The organism is Pseudomonas sp. SK2, from assembly GCF_016772395.1.
Classification (GTDB): Bacteria; Pseudomonadota; Gammaproteobacteria; order Pseudomonadales; family Pseudomonadaceae; genus Aquipseudomonas; species Aquipseudomonas taiwanensis.
In genome coordinates, this window is the sequence record NZ_CP061944.1 from 2,994,197 (window position 1) to 3,020,200 (window position 26,004).

Consider the following 26,004-nt stretch of genomic DNA (forward strand, 5'->3'; position numbering starts at 1 on the left):
AGGCAAGCCGCCTCGGATCGCAGCAAGGACAGTAGAAGCATAATCGGCTTTTCCAGGATATCCACTGGCCAGCATCGCCAGTGAGCGCCGAGGGCTCCGCGTTCCTCGCCCTGGGGTTCAGTCCTGCACTGGCCCCTTCAACTCGACCTGATTACCGTCGGGATCATAACAGTACAGCGACAACCCTTCCCCTTCGGCACCGTAGCGTCGTTCGGCAGGTTCGACACGGATTCCCTGCTCCAGCAGGTAGGCGGTCAGCGCCTGCTCATCGAAAGGCTCGATGCGCAGGCAGAAGTGATGCAGGTTGCGCCCTTGCGACCCGGGACCCGCACCGCCCGGTTTACCCAGTGGACCATCGAGGGTGACCAGATCGATCATCGCCGAACCGGTCGCCAAGTGGACCATGCCCAGATCCTCCCGCTCGCGACTGACCCGACAGCCCAATACATCGCGGTAGAACGCAACGCTGCGCGCAAGGTCCGTGACCCTCAAGACCAGATGGTCGATATGGGCGATGGCGAAAGGTCGCATGCCGAGCCTCCCTATGGCATCCAGGCAATCATTGCCTGTCACCATAGCTCAGGACCTGACACCGTCGCCATAACCGTCACTCATTGACCCGTCGTTGCAGCAAGCTCCCCTCGTGGCGGGCCAGGATGCGCAGTATCTGGTCGACCAGCGCGCGATCAGGTGCTTCCAGGTGAAAATGGTGGCCACCCGGATGCCAAGAAACGCGGGCATGTTCAGGCAAGGCCGCCTTGCGTTGCTCGAACCCTTCACCGGTGAACGCCCCCTGGCGACCGAACATCAGATACAGCGGACAACGGATTTGCCGAAGCAGGTCGCAGGCTTCGCCCTCGGTCAGCGGCATGGGTTCGGGCAGCACCAGCCGTGGGTCGTGGCGCCAGCAGTAGCCATCGCCCAGTTGCAGCAAGTCGCGCAGGGCCAACAGTCGCGTGGCCTCTTCGGACAATTCACCGTCCAGGCGCTTGCGCCGTTGCGCCAAGGCCATCTCGATGGTGTCGAAACGCTGTGTGTCAGGCTCGCCGAAGCCTTGCAACTGGCTGCGCTGGACCATGCGCTTGAGCCGATAGGCGCGCGCCAGGTGCTGCACGCGGTCATGCTCGGCAACCGTGAACGGGGCTCCCATGCCGTCGAGGAAGATCATGCTGGCGATGCCACTGGTCATAGCACCAAGCAGCGATGCGACCCCGGTGCCCATGCCATGGGCCAACACATGAAACTGCGACAGGCCCAGGCTGTCGGTCACCGCCAGCATGTCCTCGGCATGCTCCCACAGGTAGTAGCCGCTGTCATGGCGTCGATGGTCGGAGCGCCCGTGGCCAACCATGTCCGGGGCCACCACGAAACAACCGTCGAGCAACGGCCCGAGCCGTTCGAACGAAGCCGCGTTGTCCAACCAGCCGTGCAGGGCCAATACCGGGATCCCATCTTCAGGCCCCCACGTGCGCACGGCAATTTCAATGCCTTCGAGGTCAAGCAGATGATCCTTCGGACCGCATAGCGAACGCATGCAACTACTCCCTGGCTAAACCTGGCGCCATGGCCAGACGGAATTCGCCACCGTCCTCATGCCTACCCGGTGACACCGTGTATAGCCACACCATCCTCCAGAAGCCCCGGCAACGCTGCCCTCGTACCGACCCATACATGCGCGAGACCGACCCTTGCGGGCAAGTATCTACCGCATCCTGACCGCGAAACGAAGGTCGACTATCGCCTCTGAAGACCAGAGGCTCTCGCCATGTACAGCACACCCCCGCTCCACCAGGCATCTATCAGCCGCGCCCTGCCCGAATGGGTCACGATGTTGCATCCAACGCATACCCAGTACATCGTCGAGCAATTGCGTGCCGACTACCTCGCCGATGACGGCGCCCCCTTCAGTTGGTACAGCACCGCCTCGGATGATGATCGCCAGCGACTGCGCTCACTCATCGAAGCGCGCAACACCCACCAACGAGCCCTGCAAAAGAGCCTGCGCGGGTTCCAAGGGATCACCGAATTCTGCAAACCGTTGCTGACCCGCCGACTGAACATCGCTGTGGCCGTGGACAAGGCCCACTATGTGTTCCAACCCTTCGAACCCGCCAGCAGCAACTGGCCAGGCGTTCCCAACCCGGAGATACCGCTGGTACCGGAGCGGGAAGTGGACATCCTGGCCACCCGACCTGTCGGCGCGCCGCAGTCGCGCAGCCTGTTCGAGGCGGCCCTGCACAACTTCGAAGGCCTGGATGAAGTCGGCGCCTACAGCACACTGATCAACGCGCCAGACGATGACAGCCCACTGCAAGGGCTATCGATGGCGAGCTTCGTCAGGCATTGCCGGGAGCTGGACCTGGGTCGACAGTACCAGGCCCATCTTCAGTCGTACTATGACGGCCCGCGCAAGGCTGAAATCGAGCGACTGACCCTCGACACCCTGCGCCATTCATTACGGGTGCGGGCGCAGGTCGCGGCCCTTCAGGGACTGCTTAGCCAACGCGGCCTCCGCGGCCTGAACCAGCTGGCCGAAAACGCAGCTCGGCCAACCTATGGACAACACGACCTGCACTGCTGGCGCCTGAGCCTGTTCGACATTCCCCTCCACGACCTCCTGCTGATCGGGCCAGACCAACCCGACCAGAACAATCCATGCATCGTCTACATGCCGAATGACAGCGAACACCCGGTCAGGGAGTTCAGCTCACGCCAGGAGGCTGGACGGCATCTCAGCCACAGGCTGCTGCAGAGCACGTTCCGCCGCCTGTTGATCAATTGCGCCTACCAGGACAGACAGGCGGAGCTGAACCGCTTGCTTGAGCAGGCACTGTTCGAACCGCGTGACGGCCTCGTCCACCCGCGCCGAGAGATCGATCTGCGGTTCACCCCTTCGCGAGTCAATGGCGGGCTCTGGTCGGCGCTCTACGCGGCCAATGTCTCGCGGATGAAAGCAGATGCCAGGGCCATCGCCGTCCCAACCGCCGATGTCGACGCCAAGGCCCGCCAGGAACGTCTGGCCCATTGGGCCGAGACGGGCGTGAGCCTTCTCAATGTCGCCGCCTTTTTCGTCCCCGGCCTGAATACGGTCATGGCGGGCGTGTTCGCCTATCAAATCATGGATTCGGTGTTCACCGGGTTCCACGCCTGGGAGGAAGGCGATACTGCCCAAGCGTTGGGGCAATTGACCGCACTGGCCATCAATGCGGCGGTAACGGCGGGTTTTGCGGTAGGTACGCGGCTGGTGCAGGCCTCTGGCTTCGTCGATGCCTTGCAACGCGTCTGGCATGACGGGCAAGCATTGCTGTGGCACCCGCAAATGGCCCGTTATGCCAGCTCCACAGTCTTGCCGGAGGGTGCAGTGATGGACGCGTCAGGCTATTACCGGGTCGAGGGTAAGATCTACTGGATGCACGATGGCGCGATGTTCGAAATCTTCCAGGACGCCGAACAGCAGTGGCGTGTTCGCCATCCCCACGACCCCAATGCTTATGCCCCTCGTCTGCACCACCACGGTGACGGTCGTTGGCAACTGGCTTTCGAACGACCGGTGGAATGGGAGCCAGCCCAGTTGCTGCGCCGCCTGGGCCAGTTCAGCGCCGGGCTCGACGATGCCGAACTGGCCGCCGCCCTGCGTACTACCGGCATCGACAGCACGGTCCTGCGGCGCACCCAGGCTACCGGGCTGCAGCCTCCGGCACTGCTGCGCGAAACCTTGCTTCGCCTGCGCCTGGACAACCAGGTAGAGCACATCGTCGGCAGCGTACGCCATGGCCAACGCCTGGCCGCCTACAAGAACTACGCACTGCCAGAACTGCTGAACATGCCCCAATGGCCCCTGGATCATGTGCTGAAGGTGTACGACGGCCCGGAGCCTTGGGGCGATTCGGTGCGCTACGGCGCGCCACCGATGCTTGGCCAGGTGGAAATCGAGATCACTCGCTCGGACCTGGAAAGCGGCCATTTGAGCCAGACCGTGCTGGCCCAGATGGGTGAGCAACAGCGGCAATCCCTGCTGGGCGATACGCCTTCCGCGCAGCGTGCCAGCACCCTGGACCAACGACTGGCCGATCGCCTGGACAGCAAGCGCCAGGACATTTTCGACAGCTTGCGGCACAGCCAGGGCAAATTGCGTAGCCCTGCCGAGCAAACACTGGCACGGCAGTTTCCTGGGCTACCGGACAGCGCGCTGGAGGAGATACTCAGACACATCGGGCACGGCGAGCGGCAACGACTTGCATCGGGGCGGATGCCCTTGCGCATTGCCGAAGAAGCACGGTTGCTGCAAGCCCATGCACGGCTCGATCAGGCACTCCTGGGCTTGTATCGGCCCTCGCTGGCCAATGCCGACAGCCATTTGTTGAAACAGGCGTTGCTGGCCGAACACCCCGGCGCAACGGCCACCGAGCTGTTCGGCCACGCCACCGCCGACCGAGGGCATTGCGCTGCCCTGCTCGGCCAACAGCCCATCCGGCCGAGCGTGCGATCACCCTTGCGCCTGGCCAACGGCCGTCTGGGCTACCCGCTCAGTGGCCGAGGCGCCTCCACGAGCGTCGCCACCGGACGACTCCGGGCCCTCTACCCAACGCTCAATGCCGAGCAGCTCAGCGCGCTGCAAGCGCAACTGTCCCAAGCCGGTGACTTGGGCAGCGCAATCCAACGACTCGAAGAAGAACAGCGCACCTTGCTGAGCGCACTGAACCGCTGGCATCAGGCCGTCGAGCAGTCGCCCCTGCGTGACCAACGCCGGCAATGCAGCGAACGGCTCATGCGTGCATGGCGCCAAGAAGGCGAGCCCGACGCCTCGGTGCTGGTACTCGATGACCTGGAACTGACCGAACTGCCGGCAATCAGCGCACGCTTCCCACAGGTCCGCGCCCTTACCCTCGAGCGTCTGACGTTGACCCGACTGGAAGGCGCCTTTCTGGCGTGCTTCCCAAACCTCTCGCAGCTTGAAGTGATCGACAACCCGCGAATCGACGCTGAGTCACTGTTCGACGCCCTGAGGTCGACCCCTAAATTACAGGCGCTGTCGCTGGGCGAAAACCGCCTCACCACCCTGCCCCCCACGGCGCTGCGGGCCCTGGGCGCCATGCGTGACCTGCGTGTGCTCAATCTGCATGGCAACCTGCTGGAGCTCAACGATGCCAGCCTGGATTGCCTGGCAGGATTACCGCTGGAGGCCCTGGGCCTGTCGGACAACCACATCACGCTGAACCCGGCACTGGCGGCGCGCTTCCAGGACCTGGTGCATCTCAAGGTGCTTCGACTGAGTGGCAATCCACTGCAATTGGCCCCCGACCTGCGTTACATGGCGCGGCTGAGGCAACTCGACCTGGACCGCTGCGACCTCAGCCAATGGCCCAACGGGCTGTCCACCCTAATGCGCCAGCCGCAGTACCAACTGCGCATCCTGGACCTTTCCCACAATCGCATCGGTACAGTCCCCGATCTGTCCGACGTGTTACAGACACCCTTCGCCCGCGATGTTGCCGCCCGTGTCGAAGGACGCAGCTGGCTGTTCAATTTCAACCCGCTCGAAGGCCCAACGCGTACTCGCCTGGCGAACGGTGGTGTCAACGTGACCGAGCGTACGCCACGACAAGGGGATCGGGGGATATGGCGTGACCAGGCCAGCAGTCACCAGCAACGACTCTGGAGCGACCTGTTCGAACACGGCGGGAACCGCCATCTGCTCAACGCTTTGGAGCGTTTGGCGCAATCGGCAGAAGCTCGCCAGGACGCACAAGGCGTTGCGACGCGCGTGTGGGCCATGCTCGAGAAAGCCGGACAGGACACCGGGCTACGAGAGCGCCTTGAACAAGTCGCCCAGGACTACCCATCCACCTGTGGGGATGCCGGTGCCGATGCTTTCAGCGCTCTGGAGATCGAGGTGCTGGCCCACGAGACGGCGGGTCGGCTCGGTGATCGCTCGCAAACGCTGCTGCACCTTTACCACCGGTTGTTCCGGCGCAGCAGAGTCAATGAACTGGCCGACCGCATCAGTCTGCGAAGAACGCTACGCAAGCAGGCCCTGCAAGATGATGTCTTTGACGAAGACTTGCCGCCATACGATGAGCTGGACGAGCCTTTGGCCTATCCGGATCTGTACCTGCAAACCGGCCTGGTCGACGATATCGAGGTACGACTGGCCTTGCGTCAATCGCTGGCCGCGCGCCTGGACTTCCCCGAGCCGAGCCGGGGCATGCTGTACCGTGACACCGCCAGAATCACCCAAGGCATCATCGACAAAGTGGCTGCCGAGGTGGAACGGCTCGATCGTGACCACCAGGCTCGGGAGCGCTGGTTGATCGAGCAACCAGGTTGGGTCATGCACATTAAGACCCGCTATGCCGAGCAGTTCATCCTGCTCACCGATTTCTGGCGATCAGGCCATGACTACCTGTTCTACTGCCTGGATCGAAGCAATGAGCCTGTCACGCGCCTAGATACCTCGGTCACCACCGCTCTGGCGAAAGTCATGCCGGCCAGTCCCCTGGACGAACAGCACCATCTGCGCCGCGTGCAGCTCAACGACGGGCAGTTCAAGCAAGCCATGGATGCCCTGAACGCCGAGCAACAGCAGGTCGAACATGGCCTGTTGCTCAGCCTCACCCACCAGGTGGCAACCCTCGGCGGCTAGGTCGCGCTCACTGTCCGCGCAGGTCTTCGAAGAAGGCCTGCCGGCCATCCACCTGGCTGGACGCACGCGGCGCACTCGCCGCCTCGCCATTGGCAGCCTCGACATGCCAATAGCAGTGCCGGACCGCCCGCGTCACCGCTACGTAGGCCAAGCGCTGTACCTCTTCTTTCTGCGCGGTATCGAAAGGCTGGGCATCGCCTGAACGGCCCAATTCGGCCAGTCGATAGACCTGGTTCTTGTACGGCGAACTGGTCAGGTACTGGCAGTCGCCCAACATGAACACCGCATCGGCCTGCAGGCCCTTGGCGCTGTGATAGGTCAACTGACGCAGCCGACGCTGCTCGGCGGGCAGTGCCGCTTCGGCTTGCAGTACCGTTTGCAGGTGCTCACTCATCAAGGCCCGGTCACTGCCCTTGCGGTACAGCATCATCACCGACTCACCGCGCTGGTAGTGCTCGATCAAGGTTTGGCCCAGTGCCGCCTCGTCACGGTCGAACACCCGGACCGGCGAGCCCGGCAATTCCGCAGCCGGCCCCGCGGCACGCGCCTTCTTGCCCGCGATGGCCGGGGTCCCCTTGACCAGATGCTCGGCGGCGTCGATCACCTGCTGCTGGCAGCGGTAATTGTCGACCAGCATCACCCGGGTATTGGCCGGTGACGGGAAGGTCTTGGTGAACTCCATGAAGTACTTGGGCGAGCTGCCACGCCAGCCGTAGATCGACTGCCAGTCGTCCCCCACGCACAGCAACGACGAGTGCTGGGCATTACGCCCAGTATGCATGGCTGTGCCACGCCGGCGAATTTCAGCGAGGCTGGCCCGGAGCCAACTGACGATCTGTGGTGAAACGTCCTGGAACTCGTCGATCATCAAATGGGCCAACGGGCGCAGCAATGGGTCGGGCAACAGCTGCAGGTTCTCGGGATTGTTTTCACCAAACAGGGCGAACATGCGGTTGTAGCTCATCACCGGCGGCGACTGGGCGAGCAAATGCGCCTCCAGCGCCTTCCAGTACAATGCCAGCGCTTCGAAGAACAACCCATCACTGTCGCCTGCGGGGAAGCTCATCGCTGCGACCGCTCTGCCGACCTCAAGGCCAAGGTTCTCGATGAAACTTGCCGCGCCGACGAAGGCATCGAGCAGCGGCGCCGCTGCCAGTTCGCCCTTGACCTTGTACTCGAAACCCGGTCCCGACACCGCATCCCCCGCCAACGACGCCGCCAGGCGCCGGGCCATCGCGTAGTTGTCGAGCCAGATCAGCGGCTTGTCACAGTAGGCCTGCAACAGCGTGCGCTTGACCGCCCATTCCGCACGCACCGCAAGCTTGGCGCCGGGGCGTTGGCACTGAGCACTTTCCGAGGGGTCGAAGCCCAGCACCACCCAGGTATCCAGCCCTTCTAGATGCCCGTGGACATGGAAGCGACTGCCGCGAATGTCTACCGTCTCGCGGCACGGCTCGATGCCCCTGATCGGCCAGGCGCCCGCCGCGAACCACAGGTCCTCGATCACATCGCACAGCTCTTCGTCACGCTGGGCGGCCAGCTGGGTCACCTGCACACGCTTTTGCACGTCCGGGTGGTCCGGGTCCAGGGGCTTGAGCTGCAGGGCCTCGCGACGCAAGGTCGCGATGATCTGGGCAAAGCGCGGGCTTTGATCGAGCAGCTGGCTGTAGCACAGGTTCAGCTGCTGACGCTGGGCGTCGTTCAGACGTAGATCGAACGGATTACTGTCAGCCTCAGCCTCTTGCCCGGCCGGCATCTCGCTGCCCAGTGTCTCGAATGCCCGTACCTGGCCAAAACCCGGCAGGCTGCGGACCAGCGGCAGAATGCGCGAATGGAAGGTTCGCACCATTTCCCGGGCACGGGCAGGCGACAGATCGATCTGCCAGCGTGCGAAGACCTGCACCAGGCGCTTGATGAAATCCTTGCGTGACTCGCGGGTGAAGGTGACCACGGTCATCGCGTCAAGCTCGTAGCCCAGGTAATGGCGTAGCAGCAATATCCGCAGCACCAGCGAGGTAGACTTACCCGCGCCGGCCCCCGCCACCACGCAGGTGGACGGTGTGTCGCTGAAAATCAGCTTCCACTGCGCGGCGCTGGGCTGGGCCTCGGCAGGCAGGCGCTGGGCGACATCGGCCTTGAAGCGCTTTTTCAACTCGGCGCTCAGCGGCAGACGCCAATCATCGAACAGTTTGTCGTCCTGGCCGGGAACCGCAGGCGCATCGGGGCGAGTGTCGCGAATCACCAGTACCTGGCGCCCGGCTTCGTAACCTTCCAGCCGTCCACGCTCGAAACCTTCTCGCAGGCCGTCAGCGTGGCCGCTACGTTGGCCAGTGGCGTGCCCCAGGAACCAGGAGTCGCGGTGTTGCGCTTGCAGACGGCTCAGGCCACGCCCAAGCAGGCGTGCGGCCAGGCGACGAAACCAAGGCAGCTGGGCTGGAGGGGTAAGGTCGGCGGGCGCCTGGGTTTGCTCGTGGGCCACGATCACTCCGTTGAAAATCGAATCAGCAGCCATGTTCGCTGCATCTAAGAAAAATCGCCAGCGAATCAGTGCATTAGGCGACAAAGCGGTCAAATGCCATCTGCAATTCAATCTATTTTATAGATTGTTTTAAGCCGATATTTACGCTTTTTTTCGATCTTTAACCCACGCATTATGGCGTCATTCCACCGAATCAAGGAGCACGACCATGCTGCAACTGCGACCGTTCGAAAGCCTTGGCCACGCCAATCATGGCTGGCTCGATGCCCACCACCATTTCTCCTTCGCCGAATACTACGACCCGGCGCGCATGCACTGGGGCAACCTGAGGGTCTGGAACGACGACTTGATCGCGGCCGGCAGCGGGTTTCCACCGCACCCGCACCGCGACATGGAAATCATCACCTACGTCCGTGAAGGCGCCATCACCCACCAGGACAGCCTTGGCAACAAGGGCCGTACCGAGGCGGGCGATGTCCAGGTGATGAGCGCCGGGACCGGCATCGTTCATAGCGAGTACAACCTGGAAGACGTCGACACGCGGATCTTCCAAATCTGGATAGTGCCTGAGCGGGTTGGCGATGCGCCGTCCTGGGGAACCCGTCCCTTCCCCAAAGGCGAACGCGGTGAGGGCTTCGTCACCCTGGCCAGTGGCCGTGCCGGCGACGAAGACAGCTTGCAGATTCGCACCGATGCAAGACTCGTGGCAGCCACCCTGCGTGCAGGGGAAAGTGCCGAGTACCGCCTCGATGCAGGGCGCCGCGGTTACCTGGTGCCAGCCAAAGGACTGGTGGAAATCAATGGACTGCGAGCCAAAGCCCGCGACGGGGTGGCGATCGAGCAGGAAGAACTGCTGCAGGTGACCGCGATCGAAGACAGCGAGATCGTGCTGGTCGATGTAGCTTGAGTGAAGGGAACAACCGCCAGCAAGCTGGCTCCTACATCGCAATTTCTGTAGGGGCCGGCTGGCTGGCGATTGGGCTGCACGACAGCCCCTGTTTTAACCGTTTCGATCAGGCAATCGCCGCATCCACCAACACCTGGGCTTCTTGCACCAGACGCTGCAAATGCGCTTCGTCGATGAAGCTCTCGGCGTAGATCTTGTAGATATCCTCGGTACCCGAGGGCCGCGCGGCGAACCAGCCGTTGGCGGTCATCACCTTCAGCCCGCCAATGGCCTGGCCGTTGCCCGGTGCATGGCTGAGGATCTGCACGATTGGCTCGCCGGCAAGTTCCGTCGATGTCACCTGCTCTGGCGCCAATTTGCTCAGCAAGGCTTTCTGCCGTGCATCGGCCTTCGCCTCGACACGCGTGGCATACGGTTTACCCAGTGCTTTGGTCAGGTCGGCATAGGCCTGGCTTGGGTTGCGTCCGGTACGGGCGGTCATTTCCGCCGCCAACAACGCCGGGATCAAACCATCCTTGTCAGTCGCCCAGACCGTGCCGTCCTTGCGCAGGAACGAGGCACCGGCACTTTCCTCACCGCCAAAGCCCAACGAGCCGTCGAACAGGCCCTGGGCAAAGAACTTGAAGCCGACCGGCACTTCGTACAATGCACGCCCCAGATGCTGGGTAACCCGGTCGATCAGGCCACTGGACACCACGGTCTTGCCCACGGCGGCATCGCTGCGCCATTGCGGGCGGTGGCGGTACAGATAGTCGATGGCCACTGCCAGGTAGTTGTTCGGTTGCAGCAGGCCGTCGGGCGTGACGATACCGTGACGGTCGTGGTCCGGGTCGCAGGCAAACGCCACATCGAACCGCTCGCGCAGACCAATCAGTCCCTGCATCGCGTATGGCGAAGAGGGGTCCATGCGAATCTGGCCGTCCCAGTCGACGGTCATGAAGCGGAACGTCGGGTCAACCTCGGTGTTCACTACTTCCAGGTTCAGTTGGTAACGCTCGGCGATCGCCGACCAGTAGCGCACCCCTGCTCCGCCCAGCGGATCGACGCCCAGGCGCAGGTTGGCGCCACGGATGACATCGAAGTCGATGACGTTCTCAAGGTCTGCGACATAGCTGGAGACATAATCGTGACGCTGGGTGGTCGCTGCCTGCAGCGCCTGGGCGTGGTCCACGCGCTTGACGCCGACAAGGCCCGCCGCCAGCAGTTCGTTGGCCTTGGCCTCGATCCACTTGGTCACATCACTGTCGGCAGGGCCGCCATTGGGCGGGTTGTACTTGAAACCGCCGCTCTGGGGTGGGTTGTGCGAAGGCGTGATGACGATGCCGTCGGCCAGGCCCTGGGTGCGGCCGCGGTTGTAGCAGAGGATGGCATGGGACACCGCGGGCGTCGGGGTGTACTCATCGTCCTTGGACAGCATCACCTGCACGCCGTTGGCGGCCAGTACCTCCAGAGCGCTGGCCGCTGCCGGGGCAGACAAGGCATGGGTATCGGCACCGATGAACAGGGGGCCGTCGATGCCCTGCTCCTGACGGTACAGGCAGATGGCCTGGGTAATGGCCAGGACATGATACTCGTTGAAGCTCAGTTCAAGCGAACTGCCCCGGTGCCCCGAGGTGCCGAAGGCCACGCGCTGGGCCGCCACGGCGGCGTCAGGACGGCCGGTGTAATAGGCGGTGAGCAGGCGGGGAATATCGACCAGCACGCTGGCCGGAGCCGGCTTGCCTGCCAAAGGACTGAGCGTCATGCAAAAACCTCGAGTTCAACGGATGTTGGTGTTGGAACACGCAGTGTACTGGGAGTTGCAATACTGCGCGATGGGCCCGCCGAGGATTATTCGCCAGCCATGTGCCACCATCCCGGAAACATCTGCTGGACCCGCGCCTGGGCAAAGCGCTCGTCGATCAGCACCAGCACGCCACGGTCCTGATCGCCTCGTATGACCCGACCAGCGGCCTGAATGACCTTGCGCACACCTGGGTACAGATAGGCGTAGTCGAATCCGGCGCCGAACTGGCGACCCAGTCGCAACTTGAACTGTTCGTTGACCGGGTTGACTTGCGGCAGACCGAGGGTCGCGACAAAGGCGCCGACCAGGCGCGTACCCGGCAAGTCGACCCCTTCACCGAAGGCGCCACCAAGGACCGCGAAGCCAACCCCCTGGCCGTCGGCGACAAAGCGGTCGAGAAACGCCTGACGCGCCTGTTCGTCCATGCCCGGCGACTGCAGCCACAATGGGATCGTCGGGTGGCGACGGGCGAGCACGTCGGCGACCTGTTGCAGGTATTCGAAGCTGCTGAAAAACGCCAGATAGTTGCCCGGCATCCGCTGATACTGCTCGGCGATCAGGGTGGCAATAGGCTCCAGCGAGGCGTGCCGTTGGTGGTAACGGGTGGACACTTCGCTGGCGATACGCACTTGCAGCTGTTCACCCCGAAATGGCGCCGCCACCTCAAGCCATGCGGTATCCGAGGGCATGCCCAGGAGGTCGGCATAGAAATGCCTGGGGCTGAGCGTGGCCGAGAACAGCGTCACGCTCCGGGCAGCCTGCATGCGCGGGCCCAGCAGCCGCGCCGGCGTGACATTGCGCAGGCACAGGGTGGCCAGACGCCGATTGCGCTGACCGCTGCGCAAGCTGATATCGAACAGGAAGTGCTCATCGAACAGCTCGGCCACCCGATTGAACTGCAAGGCCTGGAAGAAGAACTGCAGCACCTGCGGGTCCACTTCACCATTGGACTGGTCCAGGCGTTCCTGGATGACCCCGATGCATCCCTGCAGGGCTCGCAGAAAAGCCTCTGGTAGTTTGTCGCTGGCCTGATACGGCGCCTGTTGGGCCTTGAACACGGCATTCCACTGCCGGTTCAGACGGTCCAGCGCGCTGCCAAGGCCCACTGGTTTACTCTGGCGCAGCGCAAGCAACTGGCCCTGGTCGAGACTGGCGCTGTACATGCCGCGGCCGCGCTCGATCAGGTTGTGGGCTTCGTCCACCAGCACCGCGACCCGCCACTGGTTGGCCTGGGTCAGGCTGAACAGCAACGCATGGGCATCGAAGTAGTAGTTGTAGTCGGCCACCACCACATCCACCCAACGGGCCATTTCCTGGCCCAGGTAGTACGGACACACCTGGTGGGCCAAAGCCACCTCGCGAAGCAGTTGCCGATCGAGCATCGGCAGGCGTGCTGCTGCCTCACGCGCCGCCGGCAGGCGATCATAAAAGCCCTGGGCCAAGGGACAGGACTCGCCATGGCACGCTTTGTCGGGGTGCTCACAGGCTTTGTCGCGAGCGATCAACTCCAGGGTCCTCAACGCCGGCTGCGCCGAGGCATCGTCGATCTGTCGCAGGGCGTCGAGGGCCAGTGCCCGGCCTGGGGTCTTGGCCGTCAGGAAGAACAGTTTATCGAGCTGTTGCGGCGCCATGGCCTTGAGCAACGGGAACAGCGTACCCAGGGTCTTGCCGATCCCCGTGCTGGCCTGGGCCATCAGGCAACGGCCAGTGCTGACCGCCTTGTACAGGGTCTCGGCCAATTGGCGCTGGCCCTGGCGAAACTGCGGGTATGGAAAGCCCAATACCTGCAAACCCTGGTTGCGCTCGGCCAGGCGCTGCTCCTGATATTGGGCCCAGGCGAGAAATCGCTGGCACTGGGTTTCGTAGAAGGTTTGCAATTGTCCAGCCTGGTAGCGCTCGCTGATCAGCGTCTGGCCATCGTTGTCGACGTCCAGATACACCAGCGCGACGTCGATTGACGCCAGCTGCCGGGCCTGACACAGCAGCCAGGCATATACCTTCGCCTGCGCCCAGTGCAGTTGCCGATGGTTGGCCGGCTGGCGCGCCAGATCGCCACGGTAGGTCTTGATCTCCTCCAGCCGATTGCAACTGGGGTCGTAGCCATCGGCACGCCCGCGCACCTGCAAACCCCGATACTGGCCTTCAAGGGTGATTTCCGACTCATAGTCGGCCGCGCGCCGGGCCACCACTCGCCGATGCCCCTCGATGCCTTCCAGCGCCGTGGGCGATGGCGTGAAGCGCAGGTCCAGGTCACCGACCTTGGCACTGAACTCACAAAGCGCACGTACTGCTACCGAGTAGGTCACGGCGCCTCGCTCCAGCGAACATGACACACCGCCACCGGCAAGTCATGCTCGGCGCAAAATGCCAACCAGCGCAACTGGTTGTCCTGCAGGCGATCTCCCGGCCCTTTGACCTCGACCATCTGGTAACGGCCTTGCTCAGGCCAGAACTGAATCAAGTCGGGCATGCCCGCACGGTTGTTGCGAATGTCCTGCAACAGCCGCGTGAAGCAGTGTTTCAGGTGGGCGGCTGGCAAGCAGTCCAGTGCCTGGTCCAGCAACGCCTCGCTCAACTGCCCCCAGAACACGAACGGCGACTGCAGGCCGTGCTTGGCGATGTAGCATTCACGCATGGCCTGGCGATAGCTACCATCGTCGAGCCTTGCCAGGCAGGCGTCGAACAGGGCGGCACGACGCTGCTGAAAGTCGCTGTCGTGCAGGTCTTGAGGCCCGCTCTGGAACGGGTTGAAAAAAGCCCCCGGCACCGGAGCGAATATCGCATCCCAGCACAAGAGGCCGAACAGGCTGTTGAACAGGGTGTTTTCCACGTAGTGGACCACTGCGCCCTGCCCGGCCAGATGTTGCCGCACCGCTTGCTCGACGCCCAGCGCTGCCAGCTCGCGGGGCAGCTCCAGTTCGAGCAGGGTCAAGGGCGCCGTACGGCTGCGTTTTTGCGCTGGACCACCGAGTTTGCGCACCAGCCTGGGCAACATGCGCTCAAGGGCCTGGACCTCAAGGGCGTTGGCCGGTGCGGCGGCCAACTGCTGGGCCATTTCAAGGGCTTGCGGCCACCGTTCACTGCGCTCCAGCACCCGCACCTGGCGGATCCGTGCCTGCGCATGGTTGCTTTGGGCGTACACTGCCAGGGCCTGGTCCCAATCGCCGAGGCGCTCGCACTGCTGGCCAAGGGCAAACAGCAAACGCGAACGGCGTCGTGCCAGCCAGGGGTTGTCACAACTCAGGCCTTGCAAGGTAGTGAGGATGGCCACCGGTGACTCGCCCTGCTCCAGGCCCTCGGCGCACCGATGCAGCGTCATCGCCAGATCGACCTCGGCCCGTTCACGCAAGGCGCGGGAGTCGTGGCTGAACGGCACCGTTTCGAAGCGCAGCAAGCCCAGGTCGGCGAGCACGAACTCTGACCAGTCCTGGTACAGGTTGCCGAAGAACAGCAGACGAATACGGTCGCACAGCACCTGCCGGCGCCACTGAACGATGCGCATGGGGGCATCGACGTACCATTCGGCCAACGGCCGGGGTTCGAGCGCCAATGGCTGCAGTTGCGCAAACATATCGCTTTTCGATGCTCTAGGCCGGGTCAACTGGCCCGCGAAACATGCCGCCAGCTCGTCCTTGCGCAGCAGGGCGAACAGGTGCTCCAGGCTCAGCGACGCAGGCTCAGCGACCCAACCGAGCGCTTGCAACGGCTGTAGCGCCAGCATGGGGTCACCGATTTCGGCGTAGTCCAGCCGGTCGCTGCGAAACAGCTCGCCCTTGCGCATGACCATGCGCACCATCAATGCCTGTGCTGGCACTTCCAGCTGGGCGAAGGCCTGGATGAACGCCAGCTCGTGCGTATCCAGCAAGTCGGCGTAACGTTGCTCGACCCACAGCAATACCTGACGAAAGTTATGCAGGTAGTAGAGCGGGTCGTCGACGGAATGGGCAATCACGAGTAGGGTCGGGCCACGGTCACAAAACACTGTTTATACATACAGATCATGGCGACTGGCAAGCGTGACGGATCAGCGGTCAGACCCGATCGGCCTCAGGCCAGCCAGCACAGGACTCCAGAACACGGGCCAAGCGCTGCAGTGCTTCTGCCAGCGCGTGTGGTTGATCAGCCAGCCAGGTCAGCGCGATGTGCTGGCGATACTGCCCCGAGGCGCTGTAGCGCTGCCCGGGCATGACCTGCAATACAGGCCCGGACAAGGCACCGAGCGGCTGCGACCGATGCAGGCGGACCCACAAGGTTCGCCCGCCTTCGGGCATCTTGAACGCCACCAACGCACCCAAGTGCCGCTCGACCAGTTCGCAGAGCAGTTCCATGCGCTGGCGCCATTGCCCTTGCAACAGCGCCAGATTGGCATCGACCTCGCCCTTGGCCAACAGTTGGGCGAGCGCCAACTGGCGCAGTGGCGCCAACAGGAAGCCCCGTTGCGCAATGGCCGGGCAGAGCAACGGGTTGCGGCATAGCACATAGGCATAGGGCGCCTCGGCCCCGACACTGGCCTCCAATGATCCGAGCACCATCAACCAGCACGGGTCGACCCAGTCGCGCAGGCGCGCAGCCGGCGGTGCATCGAAGCAGTGTTCGCTATCGAGATCGTTCTCCAGCAACCACACGGGATGCTGATCGAGCAACTGGGCGATGCGCCGTTGATCGTGCTGTGGCATCAGACGCCCCAGCGGCATCCCCAGGCAGGACGGCATCACCAACATGCGCACCGACTCGCGACCGAGCAAACACGACAAACGCTCCACATCCAGGCTGCCACAGTCGCGCAGAGGCACCTCCAGCACCTGCATGTCGCAACGTTGCAAAACCTGCAGCAGACGCCAGCAGCACGGTGAAGCGACCACTACCGTGGCACCTCGCAGCGACAATGCCTCCAGTACGGTCTCCAACAGCCCCTGCACATCGGAACCCAGGTGAACATCCTCACCGCACCAGTATTGCTGGGAGGACCGGGTGTAACGCTCGGCCAAGGCGTTACGCAGCCGTATGTCGCCGGTGTTCTCCCAGGTGGACGCCGCCCGCTCCCGTTGCCGGGCCAAGCGCCGCTCGTGAGCCAGCAGCACCCGCTCCAATGCCGGGTGTGCAGGCACGGCAGGCCGGCCAAGTGTCATTCCTTGTGACACCTGAACGCCCCGCTGCGGATCGGACTGTACGAAGTACCCCGACTTGGGCACGGACACCACACGCCCTTCATGTTCCAACAAGCTGTAGGCGCTTTGCACGGTAGCCAGCGACACACGTAGCCGCCTGGAGAGATCGCGTAACGAAGGCAAGCGCCGCTCTCCGCTTTGCTGGGCATCGGCGATCAGGGCTTGGAGATAGTGATACACCGTCTGGTAGGCGAACTCGCCCCGTGGCGATCGCACCATCAGGGGGATGCCTTGCACGGCGCTGGAGTCGAATGGGGCTGGCGGCGCAGCAACCGCAATTGCACGTCGCGCCGAGCCAGGGACGTCAGTATCTGCCTGGCTGAGGGCGGTATGCGCCCCTCGTAGATCGCCCTCATCTGCGCCAAGGTCAAGCCGCTGGTATTGACCAACCAGTCTTTGACCGGTTCAGGGCACGGCTTGCCCTGCAAGGCACGATGAAGGTACGGCAAGGCGACCAGCATGTCAGGCTGCCGGCATTGGAGGTAACGCTCCAGATCACGTCCGCGGTGGGCGAATGGGCTGAACAGCGCACAGGTAAGCTGCGCCTGGCTTATGCCATAGGTCTTCGCGAATCGGGCCTGCACCGCCTCATAAGGCCGTAACAGGGAAGACGCATTGGCCAGGCGCAATGACAATCTGGGGGTATCGGGATCGATGCACTGCGCACGCATCTCATGCAAATGCGTGATGGCCAGCGGATCGAGAAACGCTCCGAGCGGCTTGCCATCGAGGTTGGATTCAAAGCGGCACCCGAGCAGTTCATCCAGTGGGTCCGAACCAGGTTGTGACACGCACAGATCATCCACGGCGATGACCCTCAGCATTGCGGGCTCCGACGCCGGTAGCTCTGGATCGCGCGCCGGGTCCAAGGCTGTCCCGGCGACAGCATGCAAGGCACCCAGGCCATCAAGCACCTCAGCCAGGCACTGGGGCATGCCGCGCAGCCCTTGCTCACCTGCTTGGCGCAAGGTCCGCCGGGCCCAGGACAGGTAACGTCGCCGCTGACGCGCAGGCATGGCGGTAAGCACCACGTCCCCGCCTTTCTGCCCGGCCAGGGCCTGGCGCAAGGCATCGGCCAACTCCAGGTGCATACGACTGCCGAGCAGGGCTTCCGGGCGTGCATCGATCATGTGACCGAACAGCAAAAGGGCATTGCGGGCCAGTGTCCAACGCTCGGCCTTGGGCGTTGGGCGACGGCTGAATGGAACCACTTCACCGCCTTCGATCATCTGCAACTGCACCCGGACGTCATCGTGCATGAACAGAGTGTTGAACAAGCGCTCGTGGCTTTCCAGCTTGTGGTTGCCAAGCGCCGGCAGGCATACAACCAGCACCCGCAACCGGAACGTTTCCGGCGCGCGCAGGGCGATGGTCAACTGGGCGGCACGCAACAGGGTCAGCAGGCGGGCACTACCGCGGTCATTGCCCTGCACCACCAACAAACGCAGAGCCCCCATGTATTCCACGCCCCCAGCGGCCACCAGAAGACGCTGAACCAGTAATTGCAAAGATGCACGCTGCGCCTGCGACATGTTGCCCAACACACGCTCGAGCACCTGTTTGTAGATATAGTGCATCGCTTGGTCGTGAATAGCACTCATGCTGTCACCTCATCAACTTTATCCGTTCGCCCCGCATGCTGAGAAAATGCATCGACGATTAGAAATTGAAGAAATTTCCTACAACTTATGGAAACAAAGAAGTGACAGATCACTGTCGCCAAGCCATTGAAAAAAAGCCATATCCCTGATGAAGGAGCGCTACCGTGCACTGCTCACCGCCTGGCCAACCCTCGCTCATTCCACGCTCCTTGCGCCAAACTATCACTGCGCCATTATCGAGCGTTGTAAAGTGAATAAAAGATACAGAGAGGGGTAAAAAAACCATTCAGCCCGTGCGTGTACACACAATGCCCATGGCTGCCGGCCAGTTCAACGGCCAACACTTTCCAGAATATTTCCCAGACAATCGGCGCACCTAGAAAGTATGTAGGAAACTTCCTTCGACAACGCCATTAAATGCCCAAAAAAAACCCGGAACGTTGTCCGGGCTTTTCGTATCGCCATTTTTCAAGGCTGCAGCATGTCCAGCGCCACACGGCCGCCGCAAGGGCATTCATCCATCAGGCGATGGGCTTCGACCACTTCACTGAAGGGGTACACCTTGATGTTCAGCGGCTTTACCAACTGGTCCGCGGTGAACTGGTTGATGTCACGCAGCGCACGCTGCAGAGCCACCTGGTCCTGACTGATGCCCAGCTCAGGCTTGCCGGTGAAGTTGCCGATGCAGTGCACGTAGAACTGGATGTTCTTGCGGAACGCCGCGCAAGCCGGGAACGGCGTCTGGTTCCCCCCCTGCAGGCCGTACAGCACCAGGCTGCCACGTGGCGCCAGGACATCGCCCAGCAGCGACATCTGCGGCCCCCCCATGCCATCGAGCACCATGTCGACCCCGCGCCCATCGGTGTACTTGCCCACCTGCATGACCAAGTCCTGCTCCTCGGTGACGATCACCTTGTCGGCACCCAGGCCCAACAGGTATTCACGTTGATCAGGATCCTTGGTGGCGGCGAACACCTTCAGCCCCAGTGCCTTGCCCAATTGCACGAATGCAGGTCCGGCACAATGGCTGGCATCGGTGATCAAGGCGGTTTGCCCGGCCTTGGCCCGGGCCAGATCGACATAGGCGAAGTAGGCGATCAACAACGGCGTGTAATGCACGCTGGCCTGGATAGGCGTAAGGATGTCCGGGTAACGGGTGATGGCCGTGCGCGGCAGGACAATCACATCGCCGTATACCGGATGCTCGTTGGCGCTGGTGGCAGGGAAGCTGGCAACACGATCGCCGACGGCGATGTCATCGACGCCCTCACCGACTGCAGTCACAACACCCGCCATCTCGTGGCCGATCCCGGCCGGCAAGCGCGCCTGGGACGGCGCAAGGTTCTGCCGCCAAAGCACGTCGTACCAGCTAACGCCGATTGCCTCGACGCGGATCTGCACCTCACCCACAGCAGGGGACGGCTCGGCCTGCTCTTCGCATCGGAGCACATCGGCCGCACCGAACTTGTGGAAACGGATCATGCGGGACATCGCATACCTCGCCTGTTTGAACCTCTATTACCACGGACTTTATCCGGGCTTTTGCCTTTAGACCATCAGTGGCTATTAATAGTCGACATGCCTGTCATTGATTGGGCACCCCACATTCCTGTGCATTGGCCCCCGGAAATCGGTGCAGGTTAACAGCCTTTGGCCTTAAGATTCACCCCTGCCCCACTTTAGGTGAAGCGCACCGATGAATCGAAACGACCTGCGTCGCGTAGACCTCAACCTGCTGATCGTGTTCGAAACGCTGATGCACGAGCGCAGCGTGACCCGTGCCGCCGAGAAACTGTTTCTCGGCCAGCCGGCGATCAGCGCCGCCCTTTCGCGCCTGCGCAACCTGTTCGACGACCCGCTGTTCGTCCGCACTGGCCGCAGCATGGAGCCTTCCGCACGCGCCCACGAAATCTTCGCGCTGCTGTCGCCGGCGCTGGACTCGATTTCCACCGCAGTCAGCCGCGCTGCCGAATTCGACCCGGCCACCAGCAATTCGGTTTTCCGCATCGGCCTGTCCGACGATGCCGAGTTCGCCTTGCTACCGCAATTGCTCAAGCGTATCCGCGCCGAAGCGCCGGGCATCGTCCTGGTAGTACGCCGGGTCAATTACCTGTTGATGCCGACGCTGCTGGCTTCGGGAGAGATCTCGGTAGGTGTGAGCTATACCAACGAGCTCCCCGCCAATGCCAAGCGCAAGGTCCTTCGCCGCAGCAAGCCCAAGCTGCTGCGAGCCGACAGCGTGCCTGGCAGCATCACCCTGGACGATTTCTGCGCACGCCCCCACGCGCTGGTTTCCTTCGCGGGGGATCTGTCGGGCTTCATCGACGAAGCGCTGGAGGAAGTGGGCCGCAAACGCCATGTGGTCCTGGCCGTTCCGCAGTTCAACGGGCTGGGAAGCTTGTTGGCGGGGACCGATATCGTCGCCACCGTGCCGGACTACACCGCCGATGCACTGACCGCCGCCGGCGGGCTCCGGGCCGAAGACCTGCCGCTGGACGTGCGCAGCTTTGAATTGCACATGGCCTGGCGTGGGGCGCAGGACAACGATCCGGCCGAGCGCTGGCTGCGGTCGCGGATTCAGATGTTCTTCGGGGACCCTGACAGTCTTTGAAGCCTTGGGGCAGACGGGCTGTTGATAAGGATGAATGGACTGAGGGAGATTTGTGCTCCGAGCACGCCCTCCTAGGTCATGGCTCAGTCACCGTGAGCATGTCGACCAATGCGCTGTACAAATGCAAGCAGATGTAAAAAAGGTGATGGCATAACGCCTCAGCAACCGGCAAAATCCACATGTCCCCAACGGATTTAAGGACCGGTTCCGATGACATGGCCAGTCACGCTGCAACTTGACAGCGCAGCCTACCCGCTCAGCGTAGTGCAACGCGCCGCTTACTCTCTGGCCGACACCGTGGCGATCCAGATCGGTATTGAAGCGGATCAGATAAGCCTCACGGTCCTTCCCGCTGCTGCAAGGCTGACGCTTGCTTCTGAGCAGGCTCACTCGCTGATCCTCCAGCATTTGAACGACTTCGCCCTACGCGACCATATCAATCGCGAAACAGCAGGGTTGCGCGAAGTCCTTGTCCGAGCCGCACTCTCTGGCTGTGGAATTGCCCAGTGACTCTCATTGCCACTGACGCTAAGCAGTACCGCTTGCTGCCTTTTCGATTCATGCGGATGAACAATGGAAACGACCGTGACATCTTGCTCACCGCCGATACCGGGGAGTATTTGCACGTGAACGATGTGCAACTACAAGCACTCAGTCACTTCGACGTTCAAGCAGGCACGCCTCTTTACAAGGATCTGCTGGCCCGCCACTTCATCTACGAACCGGGCCGCTACGACCCGCTTCCGGTAATGGCCGCTCAGTATCGCAGCCGCAAGGACTTCCTCTTCCAGGGCCCTGCACTGCACTTGTTCGTGGTTACACTGCGCTGTAACCACACCTGTCAGTACTGCCAAGTGTCGCGGGCCCCTCTGGGTGGATCCGGCCACGACCTGTCGGAAGCGGATGCACAGGCGGCGATCGATCGCCTGTTCGAATCGAACGCTCCCGCCCTGACTGTGGAGTTTCAGGGTGGCGAGCCGCTTCTGGCCTTCGAGCGAGTCCGCCAGATTGTCGAATGGATCGTTGAACGGAACGTGGTCGAACAACGGGATATCCAGTTCGTCATCACCACCACGCTGCACCACCTGACGGAAGAAATACTCGACTTCGCAGAACAACATCGCATCCAGTTTTCGACCTCGCTCGATGGGCCAGCGCCCCTGCACAATGCCAACCGCCCTACCCCGTCACGAGACTCCTACGAACGCTCTGTAAAAGGCATCCAGTGGGTCCGTGAGCGCCTAGGCCATGATGCGGTTTCCGCACTAACCACGCTGACTTCAAGAAGCCTCGAACAACCTGAAGCGATCATCGATGAGTATGTAAACCAGAGCTTCTCCAGCATCTCGCTTCGGCCTCTGAGCCCTTATGGGTTTGCCACCAAGAGTGCCCATCGACTTGATTATCCTATTGAGCAGTACGTGGCCTTTTACAAGAAAGCACTGGCCTATTTGCTGCACATCAATCAACAGGGCGTATACCTCTCTGAGAGTTATACGAGTCTGTTGCTGAAGAATATCTTGACCCCTTTCTCCTCCGGCTATGTAGACCTGCGCTCCCCTGCTGGCGCTGGTACTGCCGCGCTGGTTTACAACTATGACGGTTACGTCTATCCCTCGGACGAAGCCCGAATGTTGCTGGAAATGGGTGAGGACGGCTTGAGGCTTGGCACCGTACAACAACCCTTGTCTGAATTGCTCGCATCGCCCGTTATGAATGCGTTGCTCGCCAGTGGTGTTGCAGAGGCGCTGCCTGGCTGCTCCGATTGCGCACTTGTCCCGTACTGTGGTGCTGACCCCATCGAACACTATGCCCGCCAAGCTGATCCGATCGGACACAGAGTGTTCAGCAACTTCTGCAAGAAGAACATGGGGCTGCTGAAGCATCTTTTCGGCCTGCTTTGCGATGGCAACGACAACGTGCAGAGGGTTCTGCTGTCTTGGTTGAACAGGCGCTCTTACAACGATGTCCGGTTCCCGGGTTACAGGGGCTGAAGGCGATGCTGCGCAAAGATACCCACTTCGAAATCCATCACCTGAATGAGCCGAAACTGCTCAAAGTCATCACTCTTGATGAGTTCATCGAACAAGGCCTGGCTGTTTGTGCCGGAAGCGCTGAGTTCGGTGATCTGCTGCTTTGGTTGCCAAACGAAGAACGGCTACGGAGCCCGCATCTGCTCTCGTTACCATTGGGTGGATTCCTGATACCGGAGCCATTGATCGGCGACTTCAACAGCGCGCGGCCACATCTGCACACCCCCAGAGATGCGGATGTCGTGCAGCCCGGCGATGTCATTGCCATCACACCAGGCAACACGTTGGTGCGAGTGCTCTATCGACGAGGCTCAGACAGCAACCTGCTGTTCATGACCGATCGTTGCAACAGTGTCTGTCTGATGTGCTCGCAGCCGCCCAAAGATATCGATGACCGTTGGCACATCGAAGAGAACCTACGGCTGATCGACCTGATGGACCCGGGCGAGGAAAGTCTGGGAGTCAGCGGCGGAGAACCAACGCTTTATCGCGACGGCCTGCTCGAAATCCTGGCCAAGTGCAAAGCCATTTTGCCGCAGAAATCCATTCATGTGCTCAGCAACGGGCGTCTGTTCCACGACACGAGCTGGATCGCAGCGCTCTCTGCAATCGGCCACCCTCAGCTGAGCTGGGGTATCCCGCTGTATGCCGACAATGCCGAGGATCATGACCATGTAGTACAGGCTCCAGGCGCGTTCAGCGAAACCCTGCAAGGTCTTTACAATCTGGCGCGCGCCAAGCAGATCATCGAGGTACGCGTGGTGCTCAATCGCCTGACTACGCCACGCTTGCCAGAGCTCGCCCACTACGTGTTCAGGAACTTGCCCTTCGTGCGGCATGTTGCGCTGATGGGTATCGAAAGCACCGGCCTGGCCAGGAAGAACTACGAAGAGCTGTGGATTGACCCGGTGGACTATCAAGAATCGTTAAGCCAGGCTGTGTATTTCCTGTTCAACCGCGGAGTGCCGGTTTCGATCTACAACTTGCCTCTGTGCCTAATCCCGGCACACCTTTCGCGTTTCGCTCGCCAGAGCATCTCGGACTGGAAGAATCTGTTCATCGATACCTGCCAGCAATGCGCTGCAGTGAAACATTGTTCTGGCTTCTTCAAATCGCATACCGACCGCTGGCAGAGCCGCGGCGTACAGCGACTATCGACAGAGGCGTTTAGCGCCTATGCAAGGAGTGCACAGTGAAATTGTTCGACCGCTGGAAAGTCCTGATTAGTGGGATCAGCTTGCTGCCAATGGCTGGTACCACCCTGGCCCAGGCGGGGCATCCGCCGCTCGCCGATGTGAACTGGCAACCCAACGATATGTTACAGCCCCCGGTATTTGCCGATACGCTCAATGCGCCAGACACTGTCAACATCTATGCGGCACATCGCTCGCACAGTTCGCACCGTTCCCACAGTTCGCACAGCTCTCATCACAGCGGCTCGGGTGGCTATAGCGCACCTCGCTATTACAGCCCACCCGCTACCAGCACCCGAAGCTATAGCGCGCCGAGTGCTTCGAGCGGCACGTCCAGCAGCAACAGCCTTTATCAGTCGTCTGGCACTACGAGCGGGACTAGCTCGAGCAATTCAAAGAGCCGTGCGACCAATGAGCAGAAAAGCAACCTGATAACCCGTGTGCAGACCGCGCTGATGGTGCGCCAGTATTACCAAGGCACCATCGATGGGGTGATGGGCAAGGCGACACGTGGTGCGTTGATGGCCTTTCAGATGGACAGTGGGCTGACCGTAAATGGCCGGATGGATACGCCATCGCTGAATGCGTTGGGTATCAAGATTCCATAAGCCGCTTCAGGGTTAAAGCGTCCATTCAGCAACGAAGGAGTTATCCAATGCAGCACATCATTCAAGTCGACCACACACTCTGGGCATTGATCAGCCGCCTGAAAGGCAAGGAACTGCAAACACCGTCGCGTAGCGCCCGTTTCCGTATTACGACCGTTGATGCAAATCGCGTTGTGATTGAGACCGGATCAGAAAACTCGCAGTTGGCGCTGACTCGAGCAGCTTTTCAGCAAACGCTGGCCTACCTCGCCAGTAACAATCATTTCGGCCAAGCACAAGCTGTGGAAATCAGCTCTAACCATACCTACGAAAAAGCCGGCCCACTTTGCCGGGCGGCCCGTTACAGAGCAGAGGGTAAACCGGGCCGTACCAACATCACCTACATTCTGCCGATTCTGGAGCAGTGCCAGGCAGTCGGCATCCGGTCCACCACCCCCAACAGCACTTGGCTGCTGCCCTGAACAGCTCCTGATATCTTTACAAGGACGCCAACATGTACGCCAAAATGGACACCTTCCGCCCCAGCAGTGCCGCGTCGTTTGATCAACCCTGCAAGGTTACGATCGACATCGAGTTTATCACCGTATCCTATGACGACGCGGGGCAGACCTGGCAATACCGAGGCCAAGCAAAAGGCCCGGGGCATTACGAACTGCAAGCAGAAGGCTTCGACGGCAGAGCAACGCTGCACTGCTTCGAAGGCTCGAATGTGCTGGAAGGCACTTGGGTCGAAGACGGCGTACGCGGCATGTGGCGAATTGTCTGCCAGCCGATTGATTCGTCATTCGTGCCCACATAAATAAACTGAACTCGTGGGGGTTTGATGGGCCGCCTAGGGGTCATCCACCTCAACTGGCAGAACAGGACGTACATCAAGGCGGCCAAGTATTGCTATCCGCATGGATTTTTTTGGCGTTCGTCTACAGCCTGCCGAAAATTACGATGTCATCGTGTCGACTATTCCGCCTTTCAAGG

At 61.6% G+C, this 26,004-nt stretch carries 18 protein-coding genes; 9 read left to right on the forward strand and 9 right to left on the reverse strand.

Features of this window, described 5'->3' with window-relative positions; all coding sequences use genetic code 11:
* Nucleotides 1-117: 117 nt before the first annotated feature.
* Nucleotides 118-531, reverse strand: coding sequence for a VOC family protein (locus IF103_RS13320; RefSeq protein ID WP_023380868.1), 414 nt, complete (start codon nt 529-531; stop codon nt 118-120).
* Between the two features lie 76 nt (nt 532-607).
* The gene (locus IF103_RS13325) at nt 608-1,534 is read right to left on the reverse strand and encodes an alpha/beta fold hydrolase (RefSeq protein ID WP_023380869.1); all 927 of its coding nucleotides are present in this window, start codon (nt 1,532-1,534) and stop codon (nt 608-610) included.
* Between the two features lie 231 nt (nt 1,535-1,765).
* On the opposite strand from IF103_RS13325, the gene IF103_RS13330 reads away from it, so the two are divergent.
* Nucleotides 1,766-6,643 (forward strand): NEL-type E3 ubiquitin ligase domain-containing protein, encoded by a 4,878-nt coding sequence (locus tag IF103_RS13330; protein WP_353843713.1) that lies wholly within the window; start codon nt 1,766-1,768, stop codon nt 6,641-6,643.
* Between the two features lie 7 nt (nt 6,644-6,650).
* Here the strand turns inward: IF103_RS13330 and IF103_RS13335 are convergent, their stop codons facing one another.
* Nucleotides 6,651-9,155 (reverse strand): UvrD-helicase domain-containing protein, encoded by a 2,505-nt coding sequence (locus IF103_RS13335; protein WP_202675391.1) that lies wholly within the window; start codon nt 9,153-9,155, stop codon nt 6,651-6,653.
* A 175-nt stretch (nt 9,156-9,330) separates the two neighbouring features.
* On the opposite strand from IF103_RS13335, the gene IF103_RS13340 reads away from it, so the two are divergent.
* A complete protein-coding gene (locus tag IF103_RS13340; protein ID WP_023380872.1) occupies nt 9,331-10,029 on the forward strand; it encodes a pirin family protein in 699 nt (232 codons plus the stop codon).
* A gap of 106 nt (nt 10,030-10,135) precedes the next feature.
* On the opposite strand, the gene pgm is transcribed toward IF103_RS13340, so the two are convergent.
* The 6 genes from pgm to IF103_RS13370 all read right to left on the reverse strand — a co-directional run bounded on the left by pgm (nt 10,136) and on the right by IF103_RS13370 (nt 20,075).
* A complete protein-coding gene (gene pgm, locus IF103_RS13345; RefSeq protein ID WP_104883819.1) occupies nt 10,136-11,773 on the reverse strand; it encodes a phosphoglucomutase (alpha-D-glucose-1,6-bisphosphate-dependent) in 1,638 nt (545 codons plus the stop codon).
* Between the two features lie 86 nt (nt 11,774-11,859).
* Nucleotides 11,860-14,121 (reverse strand): ATP-dependent DNA helicase, encoded by a 2,262-nt coding sequence (locus tag IF103_RS13350; RefSeq protein ID WP_202675392.1) that lies wholly within the window; start codon nt 14,119-14,121, stop codon nt 11,860-11,862.
* A complete protein-coding gene (locus IF103_RS13355) occupies nt 14,118-15,767 on the reverse strand; it encodes a VRR-NUC domain-containing protein (RefSeq protein WP_027906699.1) in 1,650 nt (549 codons plus the stop codon). The genes IF103_RS13350 and IF103_RS13355 overlap by 4 nt, the downstream gene beginning before the upstream one ends.
* A gap of 79 nt (nt 15,768-15,846) precedes the next feature.
* Nucleotides 15,847-17,202 (reverse strand): aminotransferase class I/II-fold pyridoxal phosphate-dependent enzyme, encoded by a 1,356-nt coding sequence (locus tag IF103_RS13360; RefSeq protein ID WP_104881675.1) that lies wholly within the window; start codon nt 17,200-17,202, stop codon nt 15,847-15,849.
* Nucleotides 17,202-18,584, reverse strand: coding sequence for a hypothetical protein (locus IF103_RS13365; RefSeq protein WP_104881674.1), 1,383 nt, complete (start codon nt 18,582-18,584; stop codon nt 17,202-17,204). Before IF103_RS13365 ends, IF103_RS13360 begins: the two co-directional genes overlap by 1 nt.
* 468 nt (nt 18,585-19,052) lie before the next feature.
* A complete protein-coding gene (locus tag IF103_RS13370; RefSeq protein WP_023380878.1) occupies nt 19,053-20,075 on the reverse strand; it encodes a zinc-dependent alcohol dehydrogenase family protein in 1,023 nt (340 codons plus the stop codon).
* 205 nt (nt 20,076-20,280) lie between these two features.
* Here IF103_RS13370 and IF103_RS13375 point away from each other — a divergent pair, with 205 nt between their 5' ends.
* The 7 genes from IF103_RS13375 (at nt 20,281) to IF103_RS13405 (ending at nt 25,828) form a co-directional block, all read left to right on the forward strand.
* The gene (locus IF103_RS13375; RefSeq protein ID WP_023380879.1) at nt 20,281-21,195 is read left to right on the forward strand and encodes a LysR family transcriptional regulator; all 915 of its coding nucleotides are present in this window, start codon (nt 20,281-20,283) and stop codon (nt 21,193-21,195) included.
* A gap of 210 nt (nt 21,196-21,405) precedes the next feature.
* Entirely contained in the window at nt 21,406-21,705 is a 300-nt protein-coding gene (gene hxsD / locus IF103_RS13380) for a His-Xaa-Ser system protein HxsD (RefSeq protein ID WP_027906702.1), read from the forward strand.
* Entirely contained in the window at nt 21,702-23,189 is a 1,488-nt protein-coding gene (gene hxsB, locus IF103_RS13385; RefSeq protein ID WP_202675393.1) for a His-Xaa-Ser system radical SAM maturase HxsB, read from the forward strand. Before hxsD ends, hxsB begins: the two co-directional genes overlap by 4 nt.
* Before the next feature lie 5 nt (nt 23,190-23,194).
* Nucleotides 23,195-24,424, forward strand: coding sequence for a His-Xaa-Ser system radical SAM maturase HxsC (gene hxsC / locus IF103_RS13390; protein WP_023380882.1), 1,230 nt, complete (start codon nt 23,195-23,197; stop codon nt 24,422-24,424).
* Nucleotides 24,421-25,029 carry a His-Xaa-Ser repeat protein HxsA gene (gene hxsA / locus IF103_RS13395; RefSeq protein WP_023380883.1) on the forward strand — a complete coding sequence of 203 codons (609 nt, stop codon included), beginning with the start codon at nt 24,421-24,423 and terminating at the stop codon, nt 25,027-25,029. The genes hxsC and hxsA overlap by 4 nt, the downstream gene beginning before the upstream one ends.
* Nucleotides 25,030-25,076: 47 nt before the next feature.
* Complete coding sequence (locus IF103_RS13400) at nt 25,077-25,490, forward strand: hypothetical protein (RefSeq protein WP_023380884.1); 414 nt, start codon at nt 25,077-25,079, stop codon at nt 25,488-25,490.
* A gap of 32 nt (nt 25,491-25,522) precedes the next feature.
* On the forward strand, nt 25,523-25,828 hold the full coding sequence (locus IF103_RS13405) for a hypothetical protein (protein WP_023380885.1): 306 nt from the start codon (nt 25,523-25,525) through the stop codon (nt 25,826-25,828).
* Nucleotides 25,829-26,004 lie beyond the last annotated feature (176 nt).

Excerpts from the sequence above, each read along its gene's own strand:
- IF103_RS13370 (WP_023380878.1), bottom strand. The coding sequence starts at position 20,075 with ATGTCCCGCATGATCCGTTTCCACAAGTTCGGTGCGGCCGATGTGCTC.
- hxsC (WP_023380882.1), top strand. The coding sequence starts at position 23,195 with ATGCTGCGCAAAGATACCCACTTCGAAATCCATCACCTGAATGAGCCG.
- IF103_RS13325 (WP_023380869.1), bottom strand. The coding sequence starts at position 1,534 with ATGCGTTCGCTATGCGGTCCGAAGGATCATCTGCTTGACCTCGAAGGC.
- IF103_RS13330 (WP_353843713.1), top strand. The coding sequence starts at position 1,766 with ATGTACAGCACACCCCCGCTCCACCAGGCATCTATCAGCCGCGCCCTG.
- IF103_RS13365 (WP_104881674.1), bottom strand. The coding sequence starts at position 18,584 with ATGAGTGCTATTCACGACCAAGCGATGCACTATATCTACAAACAGGTG.
- IF103_RS13335 (WP_202675391.1), bottom strand. The coding sequence starts at position 9,155 with ATGGCTGCTGATTCGATTTTCAACGGAGTGATCGTGGCCCACGAGCAA.
- pgm (WP_104883819.1), bottom strand. The coding sequence starts at position 11,773 with ATGACGCTCAGTCCTTTGGCAGGCAAGCCGGCTCCGGCCAGCGTGCTG.
- IF103_RS13320 (WP_023380868.1), bottom strand. The coding sequence starts at position 531 with ATGCGACCTTTCGCCATCGCCCATATCGACCATCTGGTCTTGAGGGTC.
- IF103_RS13405 (WP_023380885.1), top strand. The coding sequence starts at position 25,523 with ATGTACGCCAAAATGGACACCTTCCGCCCCAGCAGTGCCGCGTCGTTT.
- IF103_RS13340 (WP_023380872.1), top strand. The coding sequence starts at position 9,331 with ATGCTGCAACTGCGACCGTTCGAAAGCCTTGGCCACGCCAATCATGGC.
- IF103_RS13375 (WP_023380879.1), top strand. The coding sequence starts at position 20,281 with ATGAATCGAAACGACCTGCGTCGCGTAGACCTCAACCTGCTGATCGTG.
- IF103_RS13400 (WP_023380884.1), top strand. The coding sequence starts at position 25,077 with ATGCAGCACATCATTCAAGTCGACCACACACTCTGGGCATTGATCAGC.
- hxsD (WP_027906702.1), top strand. The coding sequence starts at position 21,406 with ATGACATGGCCAGTCACGCTGCAACTTGACAGCGCAGCCTACCCGCTC.
- IF103_RS13360 (WP_104881675.1), bottom strand. The coding sequence starts at position 17,202 with ATGGTGCGATCGCCACGGGGCGAGTTCGCCTACCAGACGGTGTATCAC.